The organism is Streptomyces sp. NBC_01017 (assembly GCF_045162795.1).
GTDB lineage: Bacteria > Actinomycetota > Actinomycetes > Streptomycetales > Streptomycetaceae > Streptomyces > Streptomyces machairae.
Genome location: NZ_CP108683.1, coordinates 308,380 through 324,593, shown reverse-complemented (window position 1 = coordinate 324,593; position 16,214 = coordinate 308,380). Strand labels below are relative to the sequence as shown.

Annotated in this window: 13 protein-coding genes and 3 pseudogenes; 9 read left to right on the top strand and 7 right to left on the bottom strand. The window is 70.4% G+C overall.

The genetic code is table 11. The features are described from left to right. Positions 1 to 107 precede the first annotated feature (107 nt). From OG331_RS01680 to OG331_RS01655, 6 genes are all read left to right on the top strand, one after another. Positions 108 to 1,289: a phosphotransferase gene (locus tag OG331_RS01680; RefSeq protein WP_406190940.1), complete on the top strand. Its 1,182-nt coding sequence runs from the start codon at positions 108 to 110 to the stop codon at positions 1,287 to 1,289. Next, positions 1,244 to 2,191 carry a lactate/malate family dehydrogenase gene (locus OG331_RS01675; RefSeq protein WP_406190937.1) on the top strand — a complete coding sequence of 316 codons (948 nt, stop codon included), beginning with the start codon at positions 1,244 to 1,246 and terminating at the stop codon, positions 2,189 to 2,191. The genes OG331_RS01680 and OG331_RS01675 overlap by 46 nt, the downstream gene beginning before the upstream one ends. Continuing rightward, positions 2,182 to 3,309 carry a hypothetical protein gene (locus tag OG331_RS01670; protein WP_406190935.1) on the top strand — a complete coding sequence of 376 codons (1,128 nt, stop codon included), beginning with the start codon at positions 2,182 to 2,184 and terminating at the stop codon, positions 3,307 to 3,309. The genes OG331_RS01675 and OG331_RS01670 overlap by 10 nt, the downstream gene beginning before the upstream one ends. A gap of 945 nt (positions 3,310 to 4,254) precedes the next feature. Further along, positions 4,255 to 4,518 carry a hypothetical protein gene (locus OG331_RS01665; protein WP_406190932.1) on the top strand — a complete coding sequence of 88 codons (264 nt, stop codon included), beginning with the start codon at positions 4,255 to 4,257 and terminating at the stop codon, positions 4,516 to 4,518. Then, positions 4,515 to 4,901, top strand: coding sequence for a hypothetical protein (locus OG331_RS01660; RefSeq protein ID WP_406190930.1), 387 nt, complete (start codon positions 4,515 to 4,517; stop codon positions 4,899 to 4,901). The genes OG331_RS01665 and OG331_RS01660 overlap by 4 nt, the downstream gene beginning before the upstream one ends. A 307-nt stretch (positions 4,902 to 5,208) precedes the next feature. Next, positions 5,209 to 6,147: a GNAT family N-acetyltransferase gene (locus OG331_RS01655; protein WP_406190927.1), complete on the top strand. Its 939-nt coding sequence runs from the start codon at positions 5,209 to 5,211 to the stop codon at positions 6,145 to 6,147. A gap of 275 nt (positions 6,148 to 6,422) precedes the next feature. Here the strand turns inward: OG331_RS01655 and OG331_RS01650 are convergent. Further along, positions 6,423 to 6,929, bottom strand: a pseudogene (locus OG331_RS01650) (DUF4158 domain-containing protein); the annotation flags it as partial. A 285-nt stretch (positions 6,930 to 7,214) separates the two neighbouring features. Then, positions 7,215 to 7,432 (bottom strand): annotated as a pseudogene (locus OG331_RS01645) (helix-turn-helix domain-containing protein). A 150-nt stretch (positions 7,433 to 7,582) separates the two neighbouring features. On the opposite strand from OG331_RS01645, the gene ssb reads away from it, so the two are divergent. Continuing rightward, the gene (gene ssb / locus OG331_RS01640) at positions 7,583 to 8,074 is read left to right on the top strand and encodes a single-stranded DNA-binding protein (protein ID WP_406190925.1); all 492 of its coding nucleotides are present in this window, start codon (positions 7,583 to 7,585) and stop codon (positions 8,072 to 8,074) included. Between the two features lie 124 nt (positions 8,075 to 8,198). Here ssb and OG331_RS01635 read toward each other — a convergent pair whose 3' ends face one another. Both OG331_RS01635 and OG331_RS01630 read right to left on the bottom strand, forming a co-directional pair. Further along, positions 8,199 to 9,560 (bottom strand): hypothetical protein, encoded by a 1,362-nt coding sequence (locus tag OG331_RS01635; RefSeq protein WP_406210887.1) that lies wholly within the window; start codon positions 9,558 to 9,560, stop codon positions 8,199 to 8,201. A 253-nt stretch (positions 9,561 to 9,813) separates the two neighbouring features. Further along, positions 9,814 to 10,398, bottom strand: coding sequence for an HD family hydrolase (locus OG331_RS01630; RefSeq protein WP_406190922.1), 585 nt, complete (start codon positions 10,396 to 10,398; stop codon positions 9,814 to 9,816). A 183-nt stretch (positions 10,399 to 10,581) separates the two neighbouring features. On the opposite strand from OG331_RS01630, the gene OG331_RS01625 reads away from it, so the two are divergent. Next, positions 10,582 to 11,130 carry a DUF6262 family protein gene (locus OG331_RS01625; protein WP_406190919.1) on the top strand — a complete coding sequence of 183 codons (549 nt, stop codon included), beginning with the start codon at positions 10,582 to 10,584 and terminating at the stop codon, positions 11,128 to 11,130. A gap of 33 nt (positions 11,131 to 11,163) precedes the next feature. Here OG331_RS01625 and tgmC read toward each other — a convergent pair whose 3' ends face one another. Further along, positions 11,164 to 12,363: an ATP-grasp peptide maturase system methyltransferase gene (gene tgmC / locus OG331_RS01620; protein ID WP_406190917.1), complete on the bottom strand. Its 1,200-nt coding sequence runs from the start codon at positions 12,361 to 12,363 to the stop codon at positions 11,164 to 11,166. A 218-nt stretch (positions 12,364 to 12,581) separates the two neighbouring features. On the opposite strand from tgmC, the pseudogene OG331_RS01615 reads away from it, so the two are divergent. Further along, a pseudogene (locus OG331_RS01615) lies at positions 12,582 to 12,935 on the top strand (nucleotidyl transferase AbiEii/AbiGii toxin family protein); the annotation flags it as partial. Between the two features lie 43 nt (positions 12,936 to 12,978). Here OG331_RS01615 and OG331_RS01610 read toward each other — a convergent pair. Both OG331_RS01610 and OG331_RS01605 read right to left on the bottom strand, forming a co-directional pair. Beyond that, on the bottom strand, positions 12,979 to 15,603 hold the full coding sequence (locus OG331_RS01610) for an ATP/GTP-binding protein (protein ID WP_406190915.1): 2,625 nt from the start codon (positions 15,601 to 15,603) through the stop codon (positions 12,979 to 12,981). Then, positions 15,579 to 16,163, bottom strand: coding sequence for a hypothetical protein (locus OG331_RS01605; RefSeq protein WP_406190913.1), 585 nt, complete (start codon positions 16,161 to 16,163; stop codon positions 15,579 to 15,581). The genes OG331_RS01610 and OG331_RS01605 overlap by 25 nt, the downstream gene beginning before the upstream one ends. Between the last annotated feature and the right edge of the window lie 51 nt (positions 16,164 to 16,214).

Here is a 16,214-nt window from a genome sequence, read left to right as displayed (position 1 = left end):
GGCGCCGACTGGTGATCTCCGGCGGCCGGGCGGTGATTTGCCCTTCCCGCCCGACCGCCGGCCCTCCCGTTTCCCCTGTCCCGCTCCCCTCGTTGAGGAGACTCCACATGCCGCACGTTCAGCCCGAACCGGGAGCACTCTTCGAACTGGCCGCCGCCCGGATACGCCGCGTGGCGGCCGAGCAGTGGCCCGGCGAGACCGTGACGCTCGGCGCTCACGTCCCCTCGGTCACCGGCTTCGTCTACCGGGTGCACCTGGGCGGACGTGAGCTGTTCGCCAAGGACTCAGTCCTTGGCCTCTCCCTGGTCTCCGTGCTGCGTGGTGTCGCCGGGGGTGGGGACCAAGTCCGTGCGGCGCAGTCCGCCTATGCCTCGTCGCCGACGTCGCTGTTGGCGCGGGAGGCCGCCCAGCTCCGCGCCCTGGACGCCGCCGGTATCCGGGTCGGCAGGTGCGTCGGCTACCGGAGCGGGGTGCTGTTCACCGAGGCCGTGAGCGGCCCGAGCCTGCTCGACCTGATCACCAAAGACCCCGGCCGGACCGCCGACTTGATGAGCGGGGCCCTACGCGGCCTCGCAGCGCTTCAGTCCCCGATGGTCGCGTCGGTGGCCGACACGACACCGATCGCAGAGCGCGGGATTGACACCACGTTCCGCCGGAAGTTCAACGGCATCTCCGGCCGCGCCTACGTGACCCGACTCGGCGTCGACCGGCTCGACGAGCGGGCCCGCCGGGGTGCAGTGGCCGTCCTCGGTGTCGTGGTGTCCCGGCTGCTGAAACTCCGCCTCCTTCCGGCGCCGGGCCCCCGCCTGGTCGTGTACGGGGACCTCAAACCCGAACACGTCCTGTTCCCGGACGGCCCCGACGAACAGCCGGTGTTCATCGACCCGGGTCTTTCGCGCGGGGGCGACCACCAGGACGCCGCGAAACTCGCCTCCCGCGCGCTCCTCGCTGTGATCGCAACGCCGCCGCCCGACGGCGCCGTGCTGGTGGTGGAGGGCATCGATGCCTTCGTCCACCTTCAGGCCCGGCACATCGGACGTGCTGAGCGCGGGATGTGGCTGCGCCGGTTGATGGTCACCTGGCTGATGGACAGCGTCAACATCCTGTCGACGTACCTGGCGGCCCCGTCCGCACTGCCGCTGCCCGAGCATGCGTTAGCGGTCGTCGAGTCCACCCGCGCTCTGTGCACGGTCCTGGACTCCGTCAGCGCCACCCTGGCCGCAGGGACCGAGCCCGAGGTGGCATGGCGTCTTGCCCTGGCCTGCGTGACCCGGGCGGCCACTCGATGACCCGGGGCTACACGGTCGGCGTCATCGGCGCCGGCGCCGTCGGCCAGACAACGGCCGCGCTTTTGGCCGTCGAACCCTGGTGCACCCGCCTGCTGGTCACCTCCCGCACATCCGAGGCCGCGCGCGGTCTGGTGACCGACCTCGAAGACGCCCGGCAACTGACCGGAGGCGCCCGCACGTTCACCGCCACACGCGCCGATATGGGCGATGCCGACGCGCTGGTCGTCTGCCCCCGCGCGACGTTCACCAACACCCGCACCGCGGATGTGCGCATGGCCGGACTCGCCGCGAACGCCCCCACCATCGCCGAGTGGGCGGAGGTCCTGACCGGCTATCCGGGCGTGGTCGTGATGGTCACCAATCCGGTCGACGTGCTGGCCCGCTATTTCGCCGAGCTGTCCCGCACGCGCCAGGTGTACGGGATCGGATCCGCCACGGACACCGTCCGCTACCGGCTCGCCCTCGCCCATCATCACCGCGTTCCGGTCGACACCGTAGAGGGCTACGTGATCGGCGAGCACGGCGACAGCGCGGTGATCTGCGCGTCGTCGACCACGATCAACGGACGGCCCGCCACGGTACCCCTCGACCTCGTGACGGCTGAGCTCCGCGACCGGCCACGCCGGATCAACACCGGGATCGGCCGCGTACGCAACGGCCCGGCCGCTGCCGTGGTGTCTGCCCTGCGCAAGCTCCTGGCCGTAGAGGATGGCACGGACGTCCTGTCTGTCAACCGTGGCGGTGTATGGCTCGGAATCCGGTTGCAGATCACCGCCGGCCAGCCCGCCGTCACCCCCCTGACCCTGAACGAGCGGGAAACCACCCAGTTCATCGCCGCCCGCACCAAGTTGGGCGCCGCCTACCGCACGATCAACCGTGAAGGAGCATCCGCGTGCCGCTGACCGCTACCCACATCACCGCCGATACCGCCACCGTGACGGTCGCTTCCCAGTGGCAGGAGGTTGCCGACTGGTCCCGCCGCTACTTCGGCCCCTGGTGGAACGCCATCACCGTTCAGGCCCACTCAGGCGGCAGCATCGCCGAGAACGGCGCAGGCCTGGTCCTCGCCGACACCGACCCCGGGCGGGTGGAGGACGTCCGCACCCTCGTCACCGACTACGGGTTCGAGGAGACCGACTACGCGAATGCCCGCACGCTCGTCTCACGGCAGGACGGCATCACCTACGCCGTGCAACCGGACGAGCACCTCGCCTACCAGGCGGACCGGGGGCGTCTCGCTATCGTCGGCGAACACCCCGAACCCGTGGCGGTCGCAGCTGCCCGCCTCGCCCGCGAACTCGTACGCGCCCAACTCCTCGCCGACGGCTGGACCGTCCTGCACGCGTCCGCCGCCGTCAAGGACGGCCGCACCGTGCTCACCCTCGGCGAGAAGGGCGCCGGGAAGACGACCACGGCTCTTCTGCTGGCCCGCCAAGGGTGGGGGCTCCTTGCTAACGACCGCGTGTTCGCCCGCGCCGAGCCGGACGGCACGGTCAGGGTGCTGCCCTGGCCGTCGGCCGCCGCAATCGGTCTCGGCCTGCTCGAGGCGACCGGCCTGTACGACCAGGTGCGCGACAAGGTGCTCGCCGGCGGGCTACTCCACCCCACCCAGCACCCGAGCGTGACCGAAGCCCTCCGGGAGGGCCGCCGTGCGCCCCTGTGGAAGGACATCGGCAAGGAACTCAAGCCGCAGTTCTTCCCCGACCAGCTCTCCACCTGGCTCGGCCTCACCCTGGCCACAGAAGCCACCGCGGCCGCGCTGCTGTTCCCCCACATGAACCCCGACTCATCCCCCACGCTCCTCGACGACGGCCGCGCCCTGACCGAGGCGGACGTCTTCACACGTGCGACTGAGGATCGCTACCCCGACATCTTCCACCTGGCCCCGGCCACCACCCCGGCCGCGTCCACACTCGTCGACCACCTCGGCCGTCTCCCGCACCGGTCGCTGACGCTCAGCCACGACACTGAGGCGAACGCTGCTCTCCTGGCCAAGACCGCCGACGACCTCACGGCGTAGCCCACACCCGTCCCACACTCCCGCCGCCAAAGCGGCGGGACAGGCCCGGAGACGCCCCCGTCGCCACCGGCTGCCCGCCCCAGAGCGGGCAGCCACACCTTGCCCCTGCCGGGGCCGCACACGTCACGCCATGCTGGAAGCCCCGGCAGGGTCCCCACCGGAACCTGACGAAGGGACACAACCGTGACGATCGCACCGGAGGCTCCCGCAACGCCCGTCGTGAGCTCCAGTTTTCCGACCGTCTCTCGTGAGAGGCTGGCGTGACCGGGCTCTTTGCGTGCCGGACATGTTCGCCATGTGTCCGGTCGGTGTTGCGGTGGCTGGCGTTCGATGAGCCATCGCACCGGCTACGGACCGGGATGCTTCTCGCTACGGGGTATCACGCGGGCTGGTTCGACGCTCCGGGGCGGCTGTGCTTGGCCATGCCTCGATGCTCTCAGGCCGCGATCATGGTCGGCCTGGCGGAGAGTCCTTCACCGCGTCCAGCAGCGTGTTGAGCCGGGAGGTGACGAGCGTGGAGTCGATACGGGCCGCGTCGTCGAGCGCCTGGTGGGCTGCGGCCGCAGCCTGCTCCCGGCTCGGCCGCCGGTGAACAGCGCGGCGGCGAGGCCGACGCGGTCCTGAGTGCGCGGGCCGGCGGGGTGAACGCCTGGTACACCATCCTTCTCTTGCAGCGGATTTTCTGAGCGGCTCGATCAGAAGCGTGCGGCTTCCCAGCATTTGGGACGACAGCGACCGGGAACCCGCGCACCACCGCAAGCATTCTTCCGGTTCGGCGACGGGTACGACTGAGCAGCCGCAGACTGGCGTTGCCATGCGCCGACGGGGCGACGCAGTCAACGGCGCGGGCGACCAGGACGCGGGGGAGTCTGCGCCTTACGGAGCTATCGCTCCAGGCTCAGTGGACAGGCCCACTCGACGTATACATGCGCGTATACTGAGGTTATGTCTGATGCGATGATTCGAGTGCCGGCCGAGGTCCGTGACCGGCTGGCAGTGATCGCGGAGTCCCGCGGCACGTCGATCCGGACCCTGGTGCAGGAGTTCGCGGAGTCCACGATGACGGACGAAGAGCGCCGCGAGCGGGCCGAACGTACCCGTGCCTACCTCGCGGAGCACTTCGGCGTCGAGGTGTCGGACGGTGAGAGCGCCGCGATGGGCGCCCGTCTGCGCGAGGCGTTCCTGCCGGCGAACGGCGCGGCCGCGTGATCCTTCACCACCTGGTGCTCGACGCGCCGACCCTGCTGGCGCTCGCCGGGAACCGGCAGGTCTCTGCGCTGATCCATCGGGCGCACTTCGAGACGGAGACCCGATTGTGGGTGCCGGCGCTGTCGGTCCTGGAGGCCGACCGGGAACATCGGGGGATGGCCGAGCACGTTGGGCAACTGGAAGTCCTGCATACCGTCGATCTCGACTATCCTGCGGTACTCGCGACGGTAGACCTGTTCCACGATGGCGTCCCGGTCGGGATCGGTGCGGCGATCCACGCAGCGCGACACTTGCCCGAGTGGGGAGCGGACGCGTTGATCGCCACGGTGGAGCCGAAGGTCTATGCAGGGCACGGCATTCCGGTACTCGATCTCAACCGGTGACGCCCCTCCGGCCTCGACCAGCGTCCCCTGCGGCACCCTGGCCCCCCTGCCCGATCGGCAAGGCCCCGCAGAACACCATCCCGGCGATTGGGGACAGCGCGAGTGGCTCTACCTCGACCTGCCCGACCTCCCCGCCGTTCAGCATCCTGTGCCAACCTAACGGTGCTCCGCGGGACATCATCGTCTCTCCGCACCGGACCGGATGCGGTGGTTTTGCCGGGGCCTGCGGCTCCTGGTCGACGTGAGTAGCGTGCGGCCATGCGCTTCTCCTGGGACCTGATTCAGCCCGTGATGCCCGTTTCCGTACGTGCCGACCCTCGGCCCCGTCCGCCCCGACGACCCGGTGCACGACCTCTTCGAGGCCGTCGTCGAGACCGCGGCGACAGACCGCTTCCTGCCCTACGACAAGGACCAGCGATGGTTCGAGACGAAGACCGAGCGCGTCATGGCGGACGCCATCGTGCACGACAGGCACCGGACGCTGATCCCTACCCTCGCCGAGCGCGCCGGGGCCGTCGTCAAGGTGCACGTCTACGGGTCGGCGCCGGACAGCCTGTCGGCCGGCACCGGCCTGGCTCGCAAGCTCGCCGCCACCCATGGCGCCCGGCAGGTCCGCATCGTCTGGTTCCTCGGCCCCGACCAGCCGGAGGGGTACGGCCATGGTGTCGGGACTCGAGTCCAGCTCAAGGACTTCACCCATGGCCCCGGACAGGCCCCGGGCGCCCGGGGCCTGGAGTACAAGGAACTGCCAGAGCCTGAGCGGTTCGAGATCTTCGCGGACCTGATGGCGGAAGACGGCTTCGCGTTCCTCTGCGGCCAGATGCAGGCCGGGTCCGTCGGCCCGGTGCTCGTCGTCCTCGATGAGGGCACCGTGGCTGGCGCCATCGGCCCGATGGAGACCATGAGCGACGCCATCGGCCGGTCCCGGCTGCTGCCCCAGTACTTCGGTGTACGCCCGGACTACCGCGGCCTCGGCTACGGCCGCACTCTGTGGCGTGCGGGGAGGGTGATCCACGCCTCGCGCAGCATCAGGGCTGCGGAGTCCAGGTCGCCCAGGGTGCGCATGCGCTGCTTGGCCGCCAGGTGCGCGGAGGTACGGGCGAGGTCGGACATCAGCATGTCGAAGACCTCGATCGCCTCGTCCGCGGAGCGGGTGCGCATCGCTGCGGCGAACGCCACCAGGGTGGCCATCCTGCGGGGTTCGGCGAGGTCGGCGACCGCGCGGGCACGGACCGAGGAGGCGTAGCGGGACAGCGCGTGCAGCCGTCCGGCGGGGATGGCGGCCAGGTCCCAGCTGGAGGCGCCGAGCTTGTTGAGCTCGATGAACCGGTCGATGGCCTTGCCCGCACCGGGGCCGGTGATGTCGCGCGGGGAGCGGCGCAGCCTGTCGAGTTTGGAGGTGCGGCGGCTGTCCTCGACCGGCAGCAGCGCGGCCAGGGCGGCGCGCTGGGCGGCGTCCGGCTGGGCGGCCAGGGTGCGCCAGGTCTTGCGGTTGGTGTGCTCACGGATGGAGGTGACCGTGCGTTCAAGGACGGTGGCGCCGGGCAGCAGCACCTTGTTCTCGACCAGGTGCAGCGTGGCGAGGTCGAACAGGGCGATGGGGCGCTCGTTGCCCGACCAGCAGCGGTCCCACAGCCAGCGGGCCAGCTTCCACCAGGCGTCGCCCTTCAGGTCCTGGTAGCCGTAGGCGTCCTTGATGGCGCTCTGGTGGTCCCAGCGGGTGCGCTCTGCGCCGTACCCGGCCAGCACCGACGGGGAGTGGCCGAGCTGGTCGGCGACGTACTCGACGACCTCGGTGGGCGCGTGCTCGGGGTTGTCCAGGAAGGTGCCCAGGAACCGCACGGTGCCGAGCTGTACGCCGTACCCGAGCTGCGACCTCGCGCCCCGGCAGGCCATTGCCCGCCGCCGCGCGTCGCGGTCCAGCAGGAGTAGCCGGCCAGCTGCCCGTCGTCCGGTACGGCGGTGAACGCGCCGTAGTTGCGGCGTTGTTCGTCGGTCAGGAACGCCACCCGTCCCGCCCCTCCCCATCGCTTCTCCCCGTGCTGTGACGGCGCTCACCTTAAATCACATGATCAGCAGGGGCGGAACCCGGGTTCAGCGCGGGGCTGACGGCGGGGACGGGCCGGTGATCGCCTGCCCGCATAGCGGGGCAGTGTTGTCCTGGACGCCGCCTTGCGACGCCCGGCCGCCGGACTCCCCTTCTGCCTCGGGCTCTGTGTCCGGACCGCCCCAGAGCCCGAAGGGGCCTTTGTTTCCGGGGCCGCTGGCACCGAGCAGGGCACCCGCCCTTGGTGCGGTGCGGCGGCAGCGGGATCATGAAGCCGAGCCCCCTCGCGTCGCGCCACCGCGCGAGCGGAAAGTCACTCCGGCATCGGCCAGGAGGTGATGCACCCCGCCGTAGGAACGGCCGGCCTCCTCCGCCAGCGCCCGGATCGAGGTGCCCGCCTCGTACCTCGCCTTCAGTTCCCTGCGGCGACTCGGTCACGCTCGGGGCCCCGTACCAGCCTGCGGGCCGGAGACTTGCGGGTCATCAGCGGATTCCTCCCCAGTGAGAACGATGGATACCCCATGATCGCGTGGGTCGGCGGTCGGCGGCCAGTGTGGGGGCTGCGCGCGTGCGGCGTTATCTACCCTGGTGCGTAGCCCCCGAGCACGTCACAGGGACGTGGCAGGCTTCGTGCATGCGTAACGACCTTCCGTTGACGGTGATCGGGAACCTTGTTGACGATCCCGAGCTGCGGTTCACCTCCGCCGGGGTACCGGTGGCCCGGTTCACCGTGGCCTCCACTCCCCGCACCTTCGACCGCGACACCAACAGCTGGCGGGACGGCGAACCCACCTTCTTGGACTGCAGTGCATGGCGCCAACTGGCCGAGAACCTCGCGGAGTCGCTGGCCAAGGGCGCGCGCGTGGTGGTCGCCGGCCGCCTGCGGACCGACCGGTGGGAGACCCCTGAGGGCGAGAAGCGCTCCCGTATGGTGATGGACGTCGACGATGTCGGCGCGTCGATGACATTCGCCACGGTCACCATCGCCCGCACCACGCGCGCCATCCCGCCCCGTGAGACGGCACCCGACGACCCCTGGGCCACCGCAAGCCGCAACCGCCCTGCGGCCGCCTCTCCCGCCCAGGACACCGCCATCGATATCCCCTCAGGGGACCCTCCGTTCTGACCAGGCCCTTGTGAGGAGACACGGCCCTGGTGGCGACTGCCGAGCCCCTGCGCGGCCCGCGGACGCGATGAGCGCCGCGGCATTTTCCCCCGGCCGTCCGGGTGGCCCGGACGGCCGTCAGGTCTCAGTGCACCCCGGGGCAGTGTTCCGCGGCCCGGTGCCCGCCTGCGGACGCCTCGGCCAGGGTCGCCAGGGCCGTGTCGGCCGTGGCCTGGGGAATACCCGACCGCCATGAGAGGAAGTTCACCCAGTGCGGCAGCAGCCGCTTGACCCCGATCGTGACCGGGTGGCTGGAATCCCAATCCTCAATCAACCTGAGATTGTGGTTGATCCGGTGCGGTGAGACCGAGTCCGCGGTGTCAGGCAGAACACCCGCCAGCCACTCGCCGACCAGTGCTTCCACGATCTCCTCATCGATCGTCTCGCTCTGCCGCTGCTGCAGCCACGCGGTGAACGCGTTCAGCGTCGGGGTGATGTCGATGTCGTGGTACAGGTTGAGGGCGGCGGGCAGTGAACTTCCCCGCCGCTCCAGGGCGGCGGAGACATCGTGGATACGCCGCAGTGCCCGGAACCACTCGTCCCACACCGCCCGCGGCTCCGTCCCGACAATAGTGATCTCGGTCAGGTCCACCTCGGTCAGACAGCGCAGCGCCTCCGTCCCGGCCTGGGCGAGCGGCTTGGCCCCGGCTCCGGCAGCCGCCGTACCGACCGCGGTACGCCAGGCCGCAGCGGCCTGCTCCACATCGTCGTACGTGCCGCCGCCGGCGAGGACGACGAAGCCGCAGGCGTCGATGTCGAAGAGGTAGACCGCCGGATCCATGCCGTCCGGGTAGACCGTGGCTGCGATGATGCCCAGACGTGAGCCGTACACATCACGCAGCACCCAGACGTCCCCGGTCATCCGCAGCTTCGCCACCGCATCCCGCCACTGCGGCAGAGCCGACGCCACCTGTGAACCGCGTACCACCGGACGCAGCCGGGACACCGCCTCCAGGGCCGCCCGGGCGATCGCGGGCGAGCCCACCGATGACAGCCCGTACAGCAGGAGCAGGGCGGCCTGGCCACCGGGCACACCAGAAACCAGGCGCTCTCGGGCGCGCTGCTCCGCCGCGTCGATCAGCCCGCCGATCCAGTCACCGAGCGCGAGAGAGCGCCCCTCCTGGACGGCCTCGTGCACACGCGCCCCCAGCAGGCCAGCCGTCATGTCCTCCAGCTGGCGCGGGCCTTCGGCGCCGAGCAGCACCTCGGCCTCGTCCAGGAGCACCGAGAAAGAAGGCCCGAACCAGTCGAGCCTCGTCGGCTGTCCCTGCGCGAGCTGCTGCAGGAACGACAGGCCGGAAGGGCGTGCGAACGGATTGCCCGAGCCGAGGCCGGACCACTCCCGCGGTGCCGGGACGTTCCTGGCCGATGCGGGATTACCCGAACGCCTCCCGCCGCTGTTCTGGCGGTTCTTCTTGGGCTTGCGACTGCGGGAGACCGGGGACATGGCGGGGCCTTCATGCGAGAGGAACGGCGGCCGAGGACAGGGCAGATCCGCCCGGTACCCGGTGCTGCCGGACCCGGCAGAGACCCCTGCCCCTGGCCACCCCTATAACGGAACGAGATTCTATGCCGCGGGCGGCAGCGGCAGGGACGGATCAGAGCATGGCGCAGCCTCAGTGTGGATGCGTTCTGCACCAACGACAGCCGCACCGCGGCCGGGAGGCGGGCCAGCAGCTGGGTCATGCCGTGGATGTGGGTCAGTAGACGGGCTCGCCCATGGCCGCGCGTAGCCAGTCGAGGGGAGCCTGCGCCAGCAACTGGTCGGCCAGCCGCTGCCCGGACTCTGTGACGATCCGGGCCCGGCTGTTGTCGACCCATCGCTGGGCCGCTTCGTACCCTTGCGCCTTGTACTCCAGGCCCTGCAACATGCACTCCAGCTTGTCCGCGTCGCGTGCACAGATGGCTTCTGGCGTCTCGCGCGCCTCGTACTCGGCGATGACAGCGCGGACAGCGTCGCGTAGGACGTCGGGCATGCCAACTGTCTGGTCCGCGGTCACCGCCACGGGGTCGCCCGGGGCCGCGTACTTCTTCCCCAGGTGGTTCACGTCGCCCGTGCGCGTCTCCTGCGAGTCGTGCCACACCGCCAGGTGCGCAGCCCGCGCGGCGTCGGCGCCCTCCAGGGTGGCGATGACCGAGGCGATGACGGACGTGCGCCATGCATGCTCGGCGACACTCTCGGGGTCACGAACGCCCGCCATCCACCAACCCGTTCGACGGGCCGTCTTCAACGTGCCCGCCTCCCACAGGAAATGAGCTACGTCCGCCAGGTCCTGGTCTCCCATGGGTGTCCCCTTTCACGCCTCGGCGAGGCGGATTGCGTACCGGATGCCCTCAAGCTCCCGCCGAGCCTGCGGCGAAAGCTGGGAGTCATCCAACATCACCGGCAGCCGTTCGCGCAGGGCCTGCCCGGCTGACGATCGCGCGCGCAGCAGGCTCGGGCGTGCAGCCAGCAGCGCCCACAGAGTGTGGACGCTGAGGTCAAAGAAGGGCCGGAGCCGCTCTGCGGCGCGGTGAGCCTTGCGAGTTGTTTATCAGCACGCGAATCGTCAACCGCAGTCACCTTCCAGGCTGTCGCCCGCAAGACGGGCGTCTCCCGCACCTTCCTCTACGAAAACCCCGAGGCCAGGAATCTGATCGAGACCGCACGGGAGCGGGGCGAAGGAGCCGGCCGACCAGAGAGGCATCGCGGCAGCGAGGCCGAGACGGCCTGGCATGAACGCGTACTCAACGCCGAAGACGGGCTCAAGAGCGCACACGCGGAGATCAGAAGACAGCGCTCCCGCGTGGGCCAGTTGCTCGGTCAGATCCGCGATCTGGAGGCCCGCTGGTCGGACGAGTCGGTGACGAGCCTGGTCGAGCAAAACGCGCAACTCAAGCAGCGAGTCAGCAACTGTCCCAGGACCAGCGGCAGATGTGAGGAGCGGCTGCAGGCGGCCCGGACGAACAACAGGTTCCAGGACCGCCGCATCGCCCAGTTGGAAGCACAACTGCTGGAACACACCGGCGGCAGTTGAGCGCCGTGCTCGCCTTGCAACTCGGGGCCCGCGTCAGGGCCCGGGCAGCGGCAGGCCGGGCATCTGCTCGTGCCGCAGGTGCTGGCCGCCGTCGTAGGCGTGCAGGGCGAAGGTCTCCGGCCCCGGCCTGCCGGCCGCGTCGTAGGCGTCGACGACGCGCTCGATCCGCTCCCACAGCTTCACCGGGCCACCCTCGCGGACCTGCCATGCTCCGTCGCCCGGGATGAGGGTGGCGGCGGAGCCGGTGACGACGTCTACCAAGTGCACCACCTCGCCCACGGTCGTCATCTGCGCGTCGGGCACCGCGCTCTGGGCGAGGAAGCGCAGGTGGAACGCCTCTTCGGTGGCAGCGGCGATCCGCTCCGGACTGTGCGAAGTTGTCCGGGACCTCTCCGGCAGGCCCGCGGCCCAGTGGGTGGGGTTACCGAACACCGGCGCCGCGTGCGTACGAGCCGACATGAACGACACCGTGCCGCCCAGCAGCCGGCCCTCGGCCGTGCCGTCCTCGGCCACCGTCAGCAGCACCCGCGCGTATCCGTAGAGCCAGCCGGACAGCGTGAGCAGGATCTTCCCGCCCGGTCGGGTCTGGGCGAGCAGGGCCGAGGGCACCGCGCGGAACGAACAGGCGGCCACGATCCGGTCGAACGATGCTTCGGGCCAGTAGCCGTACAGGCCGTCCGCCACCGCCAGGGTCGGCGTGTAACCCAACGCGTACAGTGTGCTCGCGGCCTGCTCCAGCCGGCGGCCGTCGATCTCGATCGACGTGATGTCGGCGGAGCCGAGACGCTCGCAGGCGAGCGCCGTCGAGTAGCCGGTCCCGGTGCCGATCTCCAGCACCGTGTGCCCCTCTTGGACATCGGCGTCGGCCCACATCCGCAGCACAAGCGAGGGAAGCGTGGACGACGAGGTCGGCGCCCCGCCGTGCCGCGCGGCGGGCTGCTTCCAGTCGGGTTCGTCGCCGTCGAACTGCGTGATGAGCGTGGTGTCGGAGTACGTGGCGGCCAGCCAGCGGTCGTAGTCGAGCTCGGCGGTGACCGGCTCCCAGATGGTCAGGCCCTGTCCGTCGCGTACGTCGGCGGGCAGGTAGAAGCCGGGCACAAACCGGTGTCGGGGCACCGTCTGAACCGCCTCGCGCCAGGTCGGGTCATCGAGGACGCCGTCCTCGGCGAGGGCCTTCGCCATCGCCTCGCGCAGTCGTGCGGCGTCGGTCTCACAGTCGGCGGGCAGCGTCATGGTCTGCCGCCTCCTTCCTGCTCAGGATGTCGGCGAACGCCTCGGTGATGGCCGGCGCGTCGGGCAGCCAGCCCCACTGGCCGTTCGGATTGCACTCGATCGCCGTCCAGTGCTCGGGGTCGTCCCCGGCGCCGGTCAGAGCGAAGTCGAAGCAGCCGAAGACCAGGCCGAAGGATGACAGGTAGCTGTGCAGCGCGCCCGGGAGGAATCGCTTCTCAGGCTACGCCGTCCAGGCTCACGGCCGCGTGAACCGCCTCAGCCAGGACCTCGACGTGGCCACCGAGAACCCCGCTTCCATGGACGACATTGTCCGGACTGTCAGCGGCGGCCTCACCCAGCGTGGCTGGGACATCCGGCAGATCGAGGCGAACCCGCTCTCCGGCAGGCTGATCGCAACTGACCCTGATACCGGAGAGGAGTGCGAGGTCGGCATCCTCAAGGAAGCCTTTTGGTCTCCACCGGTGGCCACTGAGTATGGACCCGTACTCGGCCTCGACGACGTGATCGGCACCAAAGTGCGCGCCCTCGCCGACCGCGGCGCCGTCCGCGACCTGATCGACGTCCACTCCGCCGGGCTCGGCGTATGCCTGGACGGCTCGGTCTCGAAGGTGGTGGTCACTGGTATCCCTTCTTGCGCAGGACTGCCGGTTGGGCTTCACGGGTGTGGTGGGCGAGGAAGTTGTTCACGCGCGTGAGCTGGTTTTCCGCCCGGTCGGTGAGCTCATTCAGCGGGGCAACGCCCGCTGTGGCCTGGGCGGCGTTCTCCAGTGCCCTGGCCTGGCCCGGGCGGGCGTAGTCGGCGAAGACATCGTCCAGGTGGGGGCCGGTGATCCGGACGGGCCCGACGCGGCGGCCCTGGACGGTCATCGACATGTAGTGCTCGAACCGGTCCAGGGCGGCGACGACGTCCGGGCTGGGACTCTGGCCCCACTCTGCGGTGATCGGGGAGAGCGCGGACTGCGAGCCTGTGGTCGAGGCAAGAGTGGAGGCGTTCTGTACCAGTGACAGCCGCACCGGGGTGGGGAGGCGGGCCAGGAGCTGGGTCATGCCGTGGACGTGGACCTTGTATTTGCGGAAGTCCTCGAACATGGCGGCGATGGTTTCCGGGGCGGCGCCGGTGAGGGTGATCAGCTCGTCGAAGTAAGGGCGGAACGGCACCCGCTGGTCTTCCGGGGTGTCCCTGCGCGAGCGCACGGCCCGCAGCAGGTCGTGGGAGAGGAGTGCGGTGATGAGCCGGTCGGTGGGTCCGTTGCCGCCCGGGCATACCCACACGATCATCCGTGAGTCCATTGCTGCGCGGATGTTGTAGACGCCGGCCCCCTGTCCGAGGAAGGCACGGGTGACGGGGTTGGCTGCCAGGCGGGTGATCGGGTTGAGGATGACGGCGAACGCGTCGGTGGGCAGTGTCGGGAACACGGTCCGCCACCACGAGCGGGTCTCCTCGTCCAGGCGCCCCTCGATGGCGGTGAGTGCCGCCGTACGGAAGACCGGGTCGGTCAGGAGCGGGCGCAAGTGGAAGACGGTGGCCTGGTCCCCCTGCCGTCCGTCCTGGCAGGCGGCTGCGTTGACGGCCACCAGCACCGCCAGGCACGCGGTGAGGATGGTCAGTGCCCGGGGCGCGGTGGCGTCGTCCCAGCCGAGTACGGACGCGTAGGCGTCTGCGGTCGCCTCGACGACCTCGTGGGCCACCTGGCCCTGATGCATACCGATCGGGTTCCAGCAGCTGAGCGTAGGGGCAGGGCCGCCTGCGTTGAGGTCGATCAGTGCGATCCGCTGCATCAGTTGGTCGTGGGCGAGGAACGGCAGGGCGCGCGGCCAGGAATCGCGGTGCGGGTCGACGAACATGAGCCCGCCGCCGGTGTGGGCCCATCCGATCGCCTGGGCGAGAGCCCGCTCGGTTTTGCCTCCGCCGGCTTTGCCCACCCCGACCTCGAACAGGGTCTCCTTGGCGTAGGTGGCGACCAGGCGACGGCGGCCGTCCGGGGCGCGGTAGATGCCCTGCAGCAATAGGTCGGGATCCCCGTGCTCGAAACTCGGCAGGTCTGAGGCGAGCAGCGGCAGGCGGCAGTGCACGGTGGGCGGCTTGAGCAGCCCGGTCAGCTCCTCCAAGCGGACCCAGTTCGGGCGCGGTGGCTGGCAGTGCCCTAGCTTCCAGCGGCGTTCGAAGCCACGCCGGCTGGGCCAGCGACCCGCCCCGTACCGCCACGGGCCGATCCTCCAGCCCCGCATCGCCCAGCGGGAGCCGCCGCCGAACACATCCAGCGCGGCCTGGAGTTGAGCGAGCCTGGCCTCGGCCCGACCTGACGTGTTCGACGCACACATCACCAGCAGCTGCACCCGCACCAGGTGGTCATCCTCCGCCAGCTTTCCCAGCGCTTCCTGCGGGTCCACGCGGCGCGGGACCGGCGGCACGACCAGCCGACGCCCAGCCCCACTGCCCTGCTTGCCCGAGACCAGCTGCTGCAACTGCGAGATCAGCGAATCCTCGATACCGGTGGCGTCCTGACGCACCCACCGCGCGGCCCGCTGGGCCTCCCGCCGTTCCCGGCGCCGCGCGTCGGTCATCAGCTGCACACGGCGCGCCCGCAGCGACCACTTGGGGGCGCGCTGGATATCGAGCCGCATCTCGGCAAGGTCACCCAATTCCGCACGCAGGTCGCAGACGGCGTCGATCAGCGGCTGCAACGGGTCCGGATTCAGAGGCACTTCCCGCAAAGGTGCGGTCGGCTTGCCGCGCAGCAGGAACTCGGCCCGCACCACATGGTCACGGGGTTTGTCGACGGTGGGTTGGGCCCGGTTCACGGTGACGGCCGGACCGAACGGTGTGATCGACAGCAGGCGTTCGCCGCCGGCGGGGCCTTCGATGCGGTAGCGCAGCGGGCTGGAGCCGTCGGCGCGCAGCCGGATCTGCACCGCCTTCGACCGACGCGGCGCCCACCACGGCATGGAAGTCGAGGCCCTAGCGAGCTGCACACCCCGGCGGAAGATCTCCTCCAGACCTGGTTCGAAGTGCCGCGACGGGACGAGCTCCAAAGCCATCCGCTCAGCGGAGGCCTTGCGCGCCAGGCGGCGCACGAGCGCCTCACTCGCGGCCCAGACGGCGACAGCAGCCAGGGCCATCACCCACCAGTAGGTGAGCACCCAGCCGACGGCGTGAACGATGCCCGAGACGAGGCCGAGTACCTGGCTGGATGGCGACGCAGAGGCCTGGCCGGTCAGGTACGGGGCTGCGGAGTCCACGTGGATGCTCCCTTCCTTGAGGTGGTGCGGGTGAAGTGCCAGTCGGTGATGCGCAGGTCGGTGAAGGTGCCGCCGCGGTCGGTGCCGGCCCACACCAGATGGACCACCGCCTTGCCCGGGCGGCCGTCACGGCGGGCGATCGCGGCCTGGATGCGGAAGCGGGAGGTGGCGAACGCTGGGGCCACCCCTTCGCCCGAGTCGGGGAAGATGACGGGCCACTGCGCGCGGCCGACACCGGTGGCGTCTGCGCGCAGCAGCGCTCGGCCGGCGGTGAGTAACTCCCGTTCGTCTGCGGCGGGAAGGTCGGCGGGCCAGGCCTCCCGAAGTGACCGCTGAACAGCCGGGTCACCGGCCGTGCCCTCGCCGTGCGGCGGCAGAGCGGACTTGAGGGCTGGCGGTGTCGATACGGAGGGCGTCGTCGAGGAGGCGGACTCCAGGGCGGCCTTGCTGTCGGGACGTGGCGATGCAGCAGATGGGTCCGTAGCCGCGTGCGCGGTCGTCGACGCCGGCGGGGCCGTTGGCCCGTTACTGCGCGGCAGGCCGAGGAGGGCGATGCCCACGACGGCGAGGACGACCGTGCTTGTGAGCAGCAGCCGGGGTGAACGTGGGGT

Bases quoted from the DNA above. Each gene is read 5' to 3' on its own strand.
- OG331_RS01665 (WP_406190932.1), top strand. From the start codon at position 4,255: ATGTCTGATGCGATGATTCGAGTGCCGGCCGAGGTCCGTGACCGGCTG.
- tgmC (WP_406190917.1), bottom strand. From the start codon at position 12,363: ATGACGCTGCCCGCCGACTGTGAGACCGACGCCGCACGACTGCGCGAG.
- ssb (WP_406190925.1), top strand. From the start codon at position 7,583: ATGCGTAACGACCTTCCGTTGACGGTGATCGGGAACCTTGTTGACGAT.
- OG331_RS01635 (WP_406210887.1), bottom strand. From the start codon at position 9,560: ATGTCCCCGGTCTCCCGCAGTCGCAAGCCCAAGAAGAACCGCCAGAAC.
- OG331_RS01630 (WP_406190922.1), bottom strand. From the start codon at position 10,398: ATGGGAGACCAGGACCTGGCGGACGTAGCTCATTTCCTGTGGGAGGCG.
- OG331_RS01680 (WP_406190940.1), top strand. From the start codon at position 108: ATGCCGCACGTTCAGCCCGAACCGGGAGCACTCTTCGAACTGGCCGCC.
- OG331_RS01675 (WP_406190937.1), top strand. From the start codon at position 1,244: ATGGCGTCTTGCCCTGGCCTGCGTGACCCGGGCGGCCACTCGATGACC.